This window comes from Pseudoalteromonas peptidolytica (assembly GCF_012641745.1).
GTDB lineage: Bacteria > Pseudomonadota > Gammaproteobacteria > Enterobacterales > Alteromonadaceae > Pseudoalteromonas > Pseudoalteromonas peptidolytica.
In genome coordinates this window covers 146,409-158,981 of the sequence record NZ_WEHZ01000005.1, presented here as the reverse complement: position 1 = coordinate 158,981, position 12,573 = coordinate 146,409, and the positions used below count along the sequence as shown (strand labels likewise).

Here is a 12,573-nt window from a genome sequence, read left to right as displayed (position 1 = left end):
TAATTTGAGAGCACAACTATGCATCGACAAACCTTGATAGCTAAGGTGTTGACGTGTCTGAGTGATGGCTTGTCTGAGCTTGCAACAGTAAATTTACTAAAAGCAAGCCAGCAGCCTGACTTAACAGAGCGTGCACAGCTTACCCTTATCCCAATCGCTGAACGACAAGCCAGTGAATTGCAAGCAAAAGGCGCCGATAAAGGCGTCACCTATGGGCCTGCGTCCAATAAAAACCTGAGCCCAAATGCACTCGACAGAAGGGTGTTGACCTTGCAGCTCGAACTGGCGCTAGAAGAGGCTGATCCTATCGCCCTTGTCACGCGATTAGATAATGTGGTCAGTGCTGCTGAAGCTGCAATTATAAAGGACGAAACGCCCACCCCTTGGCAACATTGTATTTTTGAAAACGTCAGTATTGATTACAGTGACCAAGTCAGTTCTATGCTCGCCAAGGCGACGTTGGTTTGGCAATTTTATTATCAAGTTCACTATCCTGAAGAGCCGGGAGTCGAAATCACAGAGGTTTACCTTGGCCCTCGCGGTGGTGAACATCGTTTGATCGCCAAAGTACCAGCAACTGAGGTGGCAACATGATTGTAAATCAACACTTTTCTGACCTAGCGATGTCTGATCTACAGCAACGAGTCAACAAATTAATTAGCTTAGGTACGGTACATGAGGTCGATTATGAAACGGCGACTGCAAAAGTCAAAATGGGTGATTGGATCACCGCTAAGCTACCTTGGTTAACAGCACAGGCTGCTCAAGACATGACATGGCAAGCGCCAGAGGTTGGGGAGCAAGTGGTGGTGCTAGCACCATACGGAGATACTGCACAGGGGGTGATCCTTGGTAGTTTATATTCCAATGCTGCGCCTCATCATCACCAAAAGCATGTACTGGATGGCGGGGAAGCGTATGGGGCAATAGCGGATAAAGAAGCGGTTAGTCGTACTAAATATAAAGATGGTGCGATGGTGGAATATGATCGTGAGCAGCATATTTATCACTTATACGTGCCCAACACTAGCGGCAATGATGTGGCGCAAATTAAGGTGCACTCAGCACGCAATGTACATATTGAATGTGGCAAAGATGCCACTGTTATTGTTGGAAACGACGCCAATATACAAGTTGCAAATAACTTAACCGCCAATATTGGTAATAACGCGGTAGTAAATGCAGACAACAATATTAATGTGGCCGCAGCCAATGCGCTATCGCTTGAGGGAAGCACCATTAGCATGCGTTCAACCTCGGGCAATATTGAGGTTGCAGCCAGCGCCACGTTAAAACTTAACGGCGCCAATATTAGTGCGCAGGAGTAAGGAGTTATGCCAGTCATCGCAGTGGATGGCGACATCACGAATGTTCACGCGCAATTTGTACCGGGGACGGCCAGTGCGACGCAGTCGAGTTTTACCGCAGCGGGCAAACCGATATTACGTGTTGGCGACCCAATTAGCACCCATGTTTTTGCACCAGACCCACAAGTAAAACATGCAGGTGCGACCATCAGCGCTGGTGCTGGCAGCTTTACTATTGCGGGTAAAGCCGTCGCCAGAATAGGCGATGCCACCAGTTGTGGCGGCAAGCTTGCAACGGCTGGTGTGGCGTCATTTACCGTAGGAGGGTAACTCAACATGATAGGAATGAACGCCAAAACTGGTAAAGCACTCGGTGGCGTTGAGCATCTAAAACAAAGTATCAGGGATATCGTCACCACACCGCTTGGTAGTCGCGTGATGCGACGCGACTACGGCTGCGGTTTGTACGAACTTGTCGATAGACCTTTTTCGCACACTTTGGTCGGAGACATTACCATGACCATAGCCGAAGCACTTGAAAAGTGGGAGCCACGTTTTCAACTTGATGGTGTTGCGGTACATCCAGCAGGAGAGGGCAAACTGTCCATCGAAATTAAAGGACTGTACTTAATCAACGGGGAGCCTGTCACCATTGAGGGTATCCAAATCTAAGTTATTTTTTATCCACCTTATCCGTTAGGGATAAGGTCAACAAACTCTAATTTATATGAAGTTATTAGGGCCATACAAGGCAGCTTGTATGGCCTTTTTTATTCTCTAACTGACATGTCTTTAAAGGAGATAACTATGTCAAAATTTCTACACGGTGTAGAAGTCATTGAGGCGCAATCCGGCACGCGTCCAATCAAAACAGTAAAAAGCTCAGTAATTGGTGTAATTGGTACAGCGCCAAGTGCAGATCCTGATAAGTTTCCGCTTAATACTCCAGTGTTGGTTGCTGGCAAACGTGCTGAAGCAGCGCCGCTTGGTAACGAAGGAACACTACCTGCGGCAATGGACGGTATTTTTGACCAAGCTGGTGCAGTCGTGGTTGTAGTGCGTGTTGATGGTGCTGATGAAGCGGCAATCATGTCAAACATGGTTGGCGGTGTGGCAGCAGACGGTTCTTATGAGGGTGTGCAAGCTTTCTTAGGTGCGGAGTCAGTACTTGGCGTAACACCACGTATTCTTGTAGCGCCAGGTTATGCACATCAGCGCCCTGAAGGTAATCGCAACCCGGTTGTTACAGAGCTTGTAAATGTGGCTGAGCGCCTTCGTGCGGTGATTATCGCAGATGGCCCAAACACCAATGATGAAGATGCAAAAGCATATCGTGCAGATTTTGGTTCGCGACGTGTTTATGTTGTTGACCCTCATGTCAAAGTATTCCGCGATGGTAAAACAGAAGTTGAACCAGCCAGTGCTCGTGTAGCGGGCATGATTGCCAAATCGGATAACGACCGAGGTTTTTGGTGGAGCCCAAGTAACACCAATATGAACGGTATTGTGGCAACTGCACGTCCTATCGACTTCCAGCTGGGCGATGCCAACGCACGTGCGAATATGCTAAACGAAAAAGAAGTATCGACCATTATTCGTCAAAACGGCTTTAAGCTTTGGGGTAACCGTACTTGTTCTGACGACCCGAAATGGGCATTCCTGTCAGTGGTACGTACCGCAGATATGATCAACGACTCACTACTGCGTGCGCACATGTGGGCGGTTGACCGCAATATCACCAAAACTTACATCGAAGATGTTACCCAAAGTGTGCAGTCGTATCTGGATAGCCTAAAAGCACAAGGTGCAATTTTGGGCGGTCAAATTTGGGCTGACGAAGAGCTAAACACACCGGCCAATATTCAAGCGGGTAAAGTGTATTTTAGCTTTGATTTCACGCCGCCAACACCGGCTGAGCACATCACCTTCAAGAGCATTTTAACTAACAACTACCTAGAGGAAATCGTATAATGGCAATCTCTCCAAAAATTCTTAAAAAGTTCAAGCTGTTTGTAGACGGTAAAGGCTATCTAGGTATCGCTGATGAAATTCAGCTACCAAAAGTCACGGTAAAAACTCGTGAAGTGACATCAGGTTTCCAAGCGCCAGTTGAGTTAGATGTAGGCCAACTTGAAAAGCTAGAAGGTACTATTACGCTACTTGAATATAACGCAGACATGATGAAGCTACTTGGCGATTGGAGTGGTGCAACAACACCTCTGACTGCTCGTGGCGCAATCCAAGCACAAGGCGAAGCGCCTGTTCCTGTAGTGGTAACGCTTGAAGGCTTCTTCAAAGAAGTGGATATGGGCAGCTGGAAAGATGGCGAAGAAGCCAAGCTAACTCTGCAATATGCAATTCAGAAGTACAAACTACAAATCGGTCAAGATGTGATTTATGAAATTGACCTATACAACGACGTTCGTACCGTTAACGGTAAGGATCAAATGGCAGCACTTCGCGCAGCAATCGGAGCTTAATCCATGAAAGAAATCATTACCTTAGCATTCCCAATTACGGTCGATGGGCATGAATATGCAGAATTGACAATGAGACGACCAAAAGTACGCGATCGGTTAATGGTGGATAAAGCGGATATTAGCGAGTCTGAAAGCGAAATTCGTTATTTCTCGCACTTGTGCGAAGTTTCTCCTGACATTATCGAAGAGCTTGATTGGAGTGATTTTGTTAAGTTGCGAGAAACGCTACAAGCTTTTCTCGTGTCCCGCCAAAGCGCTTAAAAGCGATGGTCATTGCCCTTGCCAAGTACACCGGCTGGGGCTTGGCCGAGCTGAACGCGCTGACAGAAGATGAACTCATTGAATGGTTCGAAGCAGCGCTTGATCATAAACAAGCGACAGAAGCGGGCTAAACCGATGACCGCAATCGCCCCTTAACCCTTTAAGGGGCGTATTTCCATATTTTTAGACGCTTTAGCTTAGGCTACTTACTCAGCAGCCTAAGCTAAAGCGTTTCACTTTTCTTTATTTTCCTCAGGTAACGCCATGACAAAAAAAGGTAAACAGGCTCGTTCGCGCGAGGCGAACAAAGTCAAAAATAAGTTGCCACAGGTAACTTCTCTTGCAAACCAAGTGGCACAGTTAGGCAGTATAGTTGCCAAACTAAATGCAAATTCAGCCACAGCAACCAGTGAACAAGTTCAACAGTTAATCACGATTATGACCCAGCTAAATGCCAGTGCGGTGTTGCATCCTGAGGCGTCATTTTCTCTCCCTGAATTTCAAATACCTAAAAGCCAAACCGGCGCAAGCGCAGGCGAAAGCTCTCAACTGGTAGAGCAAGTCGACCAAGTGATGTTGGCACTGCCTGATTCACTTAAGCATGCAATAGATGGTTTGTCTGACAAAGTGTCAGGGCTTGATTTTAGCCGTGCGGCGCAAACCGTAGATGTTGAGCTAGAGGCGTTGGCGCAGCAGGTGCCATCGATTTTTAATGGTATTTCTGTCGCCTCTGCTGTGGATGTAGTAGAGCAAGCTTCAAAGCAAGTCCAGGGAGCCGCCGAGCCACAGCAGCAATTTTGTGTGGATGTTGAGTCATTAAGTCAAGCTTTGCCGGCATTGATGACAAATTTAGATGTTTCCGCATTGCCAACTCAGCTGCTTGAAACCGGCAAGACCTTGAGTGATATACAGTTCACTGAGGTGCTTAAAGGCGACCTTAGCTCACTAACAGCTGCGGCACCAACCCTATTAACTCAGTTTGGTTTCGATGAGGCTGCAAATGTAGTGACCCAGTTTGCCCCGGCGGTGGAGCAGCTTGATCTCAAGGGTATCGTACAAGGTGACTTACAAAGTCTACAACAAGCATTACCTAGTTTACTTGATGCGGTTGATTTAGGTGCGCTAAACCAGACATTAGCTCAACAAATCCCAGCCTTGGCACAGCTAGATTTAGCGGGGCTTGCCCAAGGTGAGTTGGGATCGCTTGTTACCACTTTACCTAATTTGCTGGATGCAGCTGGAATGGATGGGGCAGCGGATACGCTGTCAGCGGCATTACCTGCACTACAACAGCTGGATTTGGGGGCGATAGCAGAGGGTGATGTACAATCATTACTGCAAAATGGCCCCGCATTGCTAGACGCATTTGATATGCAAGGTGCCTCACAGGCGCTTGGTGCGGCACTACCAATTGCTGAAAAACTCGATTTCAAAGGGTTAATGAGTGGCGAGCTTGGCAGTTTGGTTGATGCTGCACCAGAAGTTCTTCGGGCATTTGAGCTTGGAGATGCCGCAGACAAGTTACAAGCCGCAGTACCTGGTTTAAAACAGCTGAACTTAAAGCAAATAGCCAGCGGCGATGTGTCGAGTTTGATGGCTGCGGGTCCATCATTGCTCAAAGCGTTTGAGCTAGATGGCGCGGCAGGTGTACTGGAAAACGCATTACCAGCATTAGAAAAGCTTGATGTGGATGCGATTTTAGGTGGCGATATTCAGTCCTTAGTGAGTGCTGGGCCTCAGTTACTAAACGCATTTGGTTTGCAAGATGCCGCGAGTGTGTTGGAGCAGCACGCAGATTTGCTCTCCAATATTGATATAAAAGGTGTACTCAAAGGAGATTTATCTTCATTAACTAAAAGCCTACCAGACTTATTTGGTGAGTTTGGTTTTGAAGGAATGGCAGATGACTTGTCGGAGTCGTTCTCTGAACTTGAAGCCGATATAAAAGATAACCAGCCTAAAGCAAAGAAAGGTCGCAAAAAACGCGGTAAAAAGCGCAAAAACAAAACTCACCTTTCAGGTAGTTCTGCTAAACCACCACAGCAGGCAAGCAAGCGTAAAGGCAATAAGCCTTTTCTTCGTTTGCTTGACGGGGGCAAAGCACCAAGTGCAACAGCACAGCTAAATGCTGACGCGGAGCAACCAAAAAAAGCAAAAGGAAAAGCTAAAAAAATCAAAACTATGGCAGCTGCAAATGATCCCAGTGTACAAAAGTTGGGGCGTTTTTCAGCAGTCAAAAGCGGTAAACTTGGCAGCGTATTTAAAGGCTCCAAGCGACTGCTAGGGCGCGTGGCAGCTCCTTTGAGTGTGGCTTTAGGCGCATTTGATGCGATGACGGCGCTCACCGATCCTGCCCTTAGCGCAAAAGAAAAAACCACCCAAGTGAGTGCTGCTGCAGGTGGTGCTGGTGGCGCACTAGCTGGCGCGGCTGCTGGTGCGGCGCTTGGCTCGGTAGTACCAGTGGTTGGCACTGCTATTGGCGGGTTAGTGGGAGGTGCACTTGGAGCAATGGGTGGCGAGTCAATCGGTGGGTGGCTTGGAGATAAACTGGGTGGTTTATTTTCAAGTGAGGGACAATCTGGCGAAACGACATCTACATCGGTTGGTAGCGATCACAGTCGCCCACAAGTTGTGGCTCAGCCAGCTACACCTAATGCAGGCTCGGCCGCTAGCGAAGCGCTCGATTTTGTTAAGAACAATGTTATTAACGAGCTGAACTTAGCAACGGGTACCGCTGCGGCATTGGCGTCCCAGCATGGAGTCGCCAACACTAAAGTGCACGGGGTGAGTAAAGCCGGCGACATGGTAGGCAGAGCGCTTAACGCACATACCGTGTGGGAGACGATGAATAATGACACCCTTTCACTACAGCAAAAGTCAGGCGTAATTGGTAGCACCTTAGGTGGGATGTTTTCAGCTGATGCTGTAACTGGGGCGATGTCAAAAAGTAAAAACCCGTATGTGAAAATGGCAGCACCTATGGCGGGGTATCTTACCAATAACATAGTTGGATCTGCGATTAAAGGGTGGTTTACAGATGAAAAGTCTAAAACGGTTGCTCCTGATGCGATACTCGATCCAAACAGCTTAAGTACGCAGCCCACCAGCGGTGACAGTGCGGCCAACAGTACCTTACAACCAACCAGACATGGCGGCTCTGTTACTGTGAATGCAAACATCACCGTGAATGCAAAAGAAGCTCAGCAGGCGCAAGAAATCGCACAACAAGTGAAACGCATCTTAGAGCAACAGCAACAACAAGCTGAGCAGGCGCTCAGTGCGCGCTATTACAACCATGTAGCATAAACAAAAAGAGGGCTAAATGAGCAAGGTAAACCATGCTAAGCATATGATGCAGCTAGGAAAGTATAAATTTTCAGTGAGCACGGCGGCATTTGATAAGCTCCAATATGAGTCTACATATCGTTGGGAAACTCATGATTCGCAAACTGACAAAGATTCGCCTCCAATGCAGTTCATCGGTGTTGGCGAGCAAGGACTCACGATAGAAGGCGTAATATTTCCACAAATTGTAGACAACGGCCTAAAGCAATTAGACATGATGCGAGACGAGGCGGCCAAAGGGGAGCCAATGACCCTTGGATATGTAGAAGAAAGTGGTAAGTCGAGTCCCAGTGTTGGTCGAGTTATGGGAAAGTGGGTGATCACGCGGATAGCGGAAACTCGTACTCTGTTTTTTAACGATGGGATCCCGCGAGAAATACAATTTACGATGGAGCTTAGCCGCTATTAGCGGCAATTTTCCCTAAGGAGTGAACATGAACAAAGGTGTGACCTATATTACTCGAGATGGAGATTGTCTCGATTTAATCTGCTTTAAACACTACGGGCGCAGCAGCGGTATGGTGGAAAAAGTGTTAGAAGCAAATCATGGACTGGCTGAGCTTGGCCCGCTTTATCCTGAACAGGTCAGTATTTTTTTACCTGAGATTGCAAAACCAGCGGCATCTAAAGTGATTAATATCTGGGACTAATATGAACCTACAGCCACACTATTCAATTAAAGCCAATGGGAGTGAAGTCGCAAACACACTCAAAAACCGCTTAGTTGAAGTAAGCGTCACGACTCGAACAGGGCTGGCAAGTGATACCTGCTACGTACGTTTTGACAACTTAGCTGAAGCTCCCATTGCGCTCCCGTCCCCGAGCGACAAGCTAGAAATTGCGATGGGGTATAAAGAGGGGACGAAAGATCAAAGTGCACCATCGACTAAGTTAGGAATTTTTGAAGTGGGAGCTTATGAGCTGACCGGGCCAAATCGTTCTTTAACCCTTTTCGGCAATAAAGTGCTGTGGGATAAAGACTTTAAGGCGCTTAAGGTGCGCTCTTGGCCTGAAAATGGTAAAGATGAACCGGTATTACTGGATAAACTCATTAAAGAGATAGCTGCAGAATATGGTCTTCAAGCAAAGATTGGAGATACTTTTCAAGGACTAGAAATTCCTCACATTGAGCAAAGTGAAAGTGACATGCAGCTGCTGAGTAAACTGGCAGTACAGTTTGATGCCATTATGAAAATTGCAGACGACAAGCTCATTTTTATGGCAAAAGGTACCGGGAAGTCGCTCTCAGGCAAAGCCCTACCCAGTGCAACTATTGGTAAAAAGCAGCTCACCGCTTGGAAGCTCAACGCCAATCACCATAAGTTGATAAAATCGGTTGATGCTTACTTTTATGACCAAGCATTAGCACAGAAAAAGCAAGTGAGTGCGGGCAGCGGCACACCAAAAACAGCGCTGACCTATGTGCACCACACACAAGCACAGGCGCAAGCGGCTGCTGATGCGATGCTAAGCAGGCTCGCCCGAGCGCACCGTGTGGTCGCGCTTAGCGTTGTTGGTGATCCTGCTTTGGTTGCTGGAGGTGTGATCACCATTAAGGAAGTTGATGACAGCCTTGATGGTGATTGGTTTATTAGTGAGGTTAAACACGTTATCAATCATTCAGGTTTTGCCAGTCACTTGACTTGTGAAGCCCTTATACCAATTTGAGCAAGTACGAAGACAAATAAATATTAAAAAGGCATGCCACGTGGTTTGAATCTTAGTTGGTATGTCTCCTTTCTCCCTATGTCCCGAATAGGGTGTTTTTATATCAGGCGAAGTAGTTATACCGTGTTGAGTGTTTTTTTAGCAAATCGGTAGCAATTGTCCGATGTACGTAAAGTGCAAGATATAATCCTTTCTCCATGTGGGCCATCCTTATTTTGAGGCTCTGGCCTCTTTCCTCTTATGACATAAGCTGTAATTCGCTGTAATGGTATCTGGTATCAATTACTTCTACACTCAGTAATGCTTTTTGATTTAACAACTGCAAAAAAGGATTACAACATGTCACACCACTGCAATCAAAATCCCATTGTGTCGGCAGCTATCTATCCGCCTATTGGCGTGATGCGTGTCGGAAACAGTCCTGATGAGTTTTTCATTGGCCCTGAAGTTGATACTTTAATCCCGCGAGATACTCAATATTATCGCGACCGCACCGGTGCATTAAAACGTCAAGCGGCACGTTTTCGTATTTATGGTTTGGATGCAGAGGGAAATGTCGTCAAAGAGTTAGTCTCTGATGAGCAAACATCAATCACTTGGCGTGCACGCCTTGCAAATCAAAAAGCCTCTTGGTACGAATTTCAGTTAGCATTAGACATTCCTGAAGCAGCAGAAGCAGATCCTAGTTTACTGCGCAATTTAAACGTGGAAGACCGTAACGCGTTGCTGATCGACGGAGGTGAATGTCAGATAAGTGGTACTAGTTCTGGTTGTGGCTGTAGTCGTTTTGAAGGCCGCTTTCAGGGTAAAAAAGTATATCTTGGTGAAATGCGCACGGATGAACAGGGCAGGTTGATAATGCTCGGTGGTCATGGTGTTTCTGAAAACCCCCAAGGTCACGAAGCGGTTACTTTTGGCAATAACGAAGGTTGGTACGACGATACCTCAGACGGCCCGGTTATGGCATCTGTCGAATATCAAGGCAAGTGTTTAACAGTAAAACCTGCATGGGTAATTTGTGCGCCACCGGATTATGCTCCGATGCAAAAGTCACCTCGTACGATGTGGGACTTAATGCGTCAAGTGGCTGTTGATGCAGATATGTTGCCTGCGCCTTCAGGAAAACCCTCTTTCAGCAAAGATATTCTGCCAATTTTTCAACGTATGACAAACCTACAGTGGGTTAATGCCGGTTTTGCCGCTGGGTTTGGTTGGCATAGCCCATTTGATTTTACGTCAAAGGAATGGATAAGCCGACTGAATGATAACTCTGACACGTGGAGAGAAGCGAGACGCAACTTATTTAACAATTTCAGGCAAGTCGAAAAAGTTGAAAAAATAACACCTGAAGGTAAAAAGAATGTGTGGGATCCACAATTTGCAGCCTCCGCGCCACAGCTGTGGCCGTGGTTATATGGCGATGCAATGAGTGTTGATGCCGATGATTCTCCAAGACAGTTTGTAACGTTGACAGATATTCAGTTGCACATGCTACAGCAGTGGTCGAACGGCGACTTTGAGTCTGATTATGATCCCAAGTACCAGCCTCCCATGGATCTTGATGATGTTCCGCTGGCGCAACAGCCCGATATGTTAACCAAAGCCGCGATGGAGTTTTGCCTCGCAGATGCTTTTCATCCCGGGTGTGAAATGACATGGCCGATGCGTACAGCAGGATTGTATAGTGAAGCATTTCGCCTTAACCATGCACAAAACACCGCGCCGACTCATGGCACAAATTATGGTGTAGAAATGACACCTGCAATAGCATTACATTCGAGCGGCCCGATATTAACAGGACAAGTTGCAGGAGGGATAACACGGTGGATGGCTATACCTTGGCAAACGGATACAGCTAGCTGTCGAGATGGTTACAATGCTGCATATGACCCATATTTGCCGACCTTTTGGCCAGCTCGCGTACCAAATAATGTGTTAACCGAGCAAAACTACCATGCTGTGATTGATGAGTGTTTGTCACCAGAAGTACGTCAGGCTGCTTTTAATGACCGAGCGCTTTGGTTAGATGACTTACCTATCCCCCCGGATACAAAACCAAAAGAATTGTATCAAGCTCAGATAAACAGCATGGTCTCGAATTTTGCAGACTTAGCAGTCGTATTGCCGAAAAGCGAGCCAGGTGTAACAGGTTTTCCAACGACCATGCAAGTTGGGATCGCGCCGCACACGCCAGTACCGCAAACAGAGAAGTTGATGACCAGTGGGCATGGCAAACAGGGTGTACGTCCTGACCTATCACAAACTGACAAAGCTCACCGTCGTAGTCGCAAGCGCTAGTTGAACATGACGAAAAGGAAGTCAGACATTGTTATTGTGGGAGCCGGTATTGCTGGGTGCATACTAGCATTAGCACTGCACCCACATTACCATGTTGTCGTAATTGATAAGCAGGCACAGGCACAAGAAAAGGTAGGCGAATGCCTACCTCCAACCGCATCTAGGGTGCTTAGAAAACTGCATTTATCGCACTTGCTACAAAGCTCTGAACATACAACCAGTCATGGAATGGTTTCTTTTTGGGGCAGCGACTATCCAACGATAGTGGATAACGTCAAAAATCCAGATGGTCTTGGCTGGCATCTTCATCGGCAACACTTTGAACAGCAACTCAGAGATGAGTTGGCACGCCGTGGTATTTCGTTGTTATCTTCGGCTAAAGTAGCAGGGATAACCAAAGCGGATATGGACTGGCAGGTACAGGTTACCAGTCAAAAAAGTCAGAGTGAATTGACGACCCAACTTTTGATTGATGCAACCGGACGAAGTTGCCATATTGCTAGGCAGCTGGGTGCCAAATTAGTGTTAAGCGACAAGCAAATGGCGCTTTGGCTGACGGCACCAGTGGCTACCTCAAAACAGCTTGCGGTGATCAGTGATGAAACACACGGCTGGTGGTATAGTGCACCAAGTGCCGCGTATCTATCACAAAATACGGGCATGCAGACACGAGTGTTTTCGTGGCAAGCACCTGCCGAAATCATAAAACGCAGCGGCATAGCTGATGTAGATGGATTTTTGACAAGAGCACGTCAGGTGAAAGGTTTTAGTACTTTGGTTGATTTAGTTAATCGTCAAGGTGCTAGGCTGCATCCTATGGTGAGTGCTAACTCTGCACGATTGGAGCGTTGTGCCGCTGACGGTTGGTTTGCAGTCGGTGATGCTGGTATGAGCTTTGACCCGCTTTCGTCGCAGGGAATGCTGCATGCTATGAATAGCAGTATGCAGTTAGCAGAAATTCTCGTCGCTCATGGACTGAGATCAACACTTGCTACTGAGCTTTATCAGTCACAAATGGATAGAGTATGGGCCAGATATCTAGAACATCGACAATATTTTTACCACGGTACAACACTAGCCTGAGTGCTGAACCCACGCAATAGAAATAAATGGCTTTGCCCTAGTCGTCGGTCGTTATCTTGCTTTTAGTGTCAGATTTACTCCTTCAAATTGAGCAAGTATTAAATCAAATTGGTATCAAATTAATGTTGTAA

The 12,573-nt window shown here is 46.9% G+C and carries 14 protein-coding genes; all 14 read left to right on the top strand.

Going from position 1 to position 12,573, the window contains the following annotated elements:
• Window positions 1-18 precede the first annotated feature (18 nt).
• The 14 genes from F9Y84_RS05080 to F9Y84_RS05020 all read left to right on the top strand — a co-directional run bounded on the left by F9Y84_RS05080 (window position 19) and on the right by F9Y84_RS05020 (window position 12,442).
• A complete protein-coding gene (locus F9Y84_RS05080; protein WP_147389597.1) occupies window positions 19-594 on the top strand; it encodes a hypothetical protein in 576 nt (191 codons plus the stop codon).
• Window positions 591-1,328, top strand: a complete 738-nt coding sequence (locus tag F9Y84_RS05075) for a phage baseplate assembly protein V (RefSeq protein ID WP_147389596.1) — start codon at window positions 591-593, stop codon at window positions 1,326-1,328. Before F9Y84_RS05080 ends, F9Y84_RS05075 begins: the two co-directional genes overlap by 4 nt.
• A 6-nt stretch (window positions 1,329-1,334) precedes the next feature.
• Complete coding sequence (locus F9Y84_RS05070; protein WP_147389595.1) at window positions 1,335-1,637, top strand: PAAR domain-containing protein; 303 nt, start codon at window positions 1,335-1,337, stop codon at window positions 1,635-1,637.
• Between the two features lie 6 nt (window positions 1,638-1,643).
• Window positions 1,644-1,979 carry a GPW/gp25 family protein gene (locus F9Y84_RS05065; protein ID WP_125253368.1) on the top strand — a complete coding sequence of 112 codons (336 nt, stop codon included), beginning with the start codon at window positions 1,644-1,646 and terminating at the stop codon, window positions 1,977-1,979.
• Between the two features lie 135 nt (window positions 1,980-2,114).
• Complete coding sequence (locus F9Y84_RS05060) at window positions 2,115-3,278, top strand: phage tail sheath subtilisin-like domain-containing protein (protein ID WP_128732082.1); 1,164 nt, start codon at window positions 2,115-2,117, stop codon at window positions 3,276-3,278.
• Window positions 3,278-3,787: a phage major tail tube protein gene (locus tag F9Y84_RS05055; protein WP_010378397.1), complete on the top strand. Its 510-nt coding sequence runs from the start codon at window positions 3,278-3,280 to the stop codon at window positions 3,785-3,787. The genes F9Y84_RS05060 and F9Y84_RS05055 overlap by 1 nt, the downstream gene beginning before the upstream one ends.
• Before the next feature lie 3 nt (window positions 3,788-3,790).
• A complete protein-coding gene (locus tag F9Y84_RS05050; RefSeq protein WP_125253366.1) occupies window positions 3,791-4,048 on the top strand; it encodes a phage tail assembly protein in 258 nt (85 codons plus the stop codon).
• A 5-nt stretch (window positions 4,049-4,053) separates the two neighbouring features.
• On the top strand, window positions 4,054-4,179 hold the full coding sequence (locus F9Y84_RS22380) for a hypothetical protein (RefSeq protein ID WP_263972633.1): 126 nt from the start codon (window positions 4,054-4,056) through the stop codon (window positions 4,177-4,179).
• Window positions 4,180-4,312: 133 nt separating this feature from the next.
• Window positions 4,313-7,354 (top strand): phage tail protein, encoded by a 3,042-nt coding sequence (locus F9Y84_RS05045; RefSeq protein ID WP_147389594.1) that lies wholly within the window; start codon window positions 4,313-4,315, stop codon window positions 7,352-7,354.
• A gap of 16 nt (window positions 7,355-7,370) precedes the next feature.
• Entirely contained in the window at window positions 7,371-7,802 is a 432-nt protein-coding gene (locus F9Y84_RS05040; protein WP_125253364.1) for a phage tail protein, read from the top strand.
• Window positions 7,803-7,827: 25 nt separating this feature from the next.
• Window positions 7,828-8,043: a tail protein X gene (locus tag F9Y84_RS05035; RefSeq protein ID WP_125253363.1), complete on the top strand. Its 216-nt coding sequence runs from the start codon at window positions 7,828-7,830 to the stop codon at window positions 8,041-8,043.
• A 1-nt stretch (window position 8,044) separates the two neighbouring features.
• Window positions 8,045-9,061 (top strand): phage late control D family protein, encoded by a 1,017-nt coding sequence (locus tag F9Y84_RS05030; protein WP_147389593.1) that lies wholly within the window; start codon window positions 8,045-8,047, stop codon window positions 9,059-9,061.
• 339 nt (window positions 9,062-9,400) lie between these two features.
• Window positions 9,401-11,359, top strand: coding sequence for a LodA/GoxA family CTQ-dependent oxidase (locus tag F9Y84_RS05025; RefSeq protein WP_147389592.1), 1,959 nt, complete (start codon window positions 9,401-9,403; stop codon window positions 11,357-11,359).
• Between the two features lie 6 nt (window positions 11,360-11,365).
• On the top strand, window positions 11,366-12,442 hold the full coding sequence (locus tag F9Y84_RS05020) for an NAD(P)/FAD-dependent oxidoreductase (RefSeq protein ID WP_147389591.1): 1,077 nt from the start codon (window positions 11,366-11,368) through the stop codon (window positions 12,440-12,442).
• Window positions 12,443-12,573: the final 131 nt, after the last annotated feature.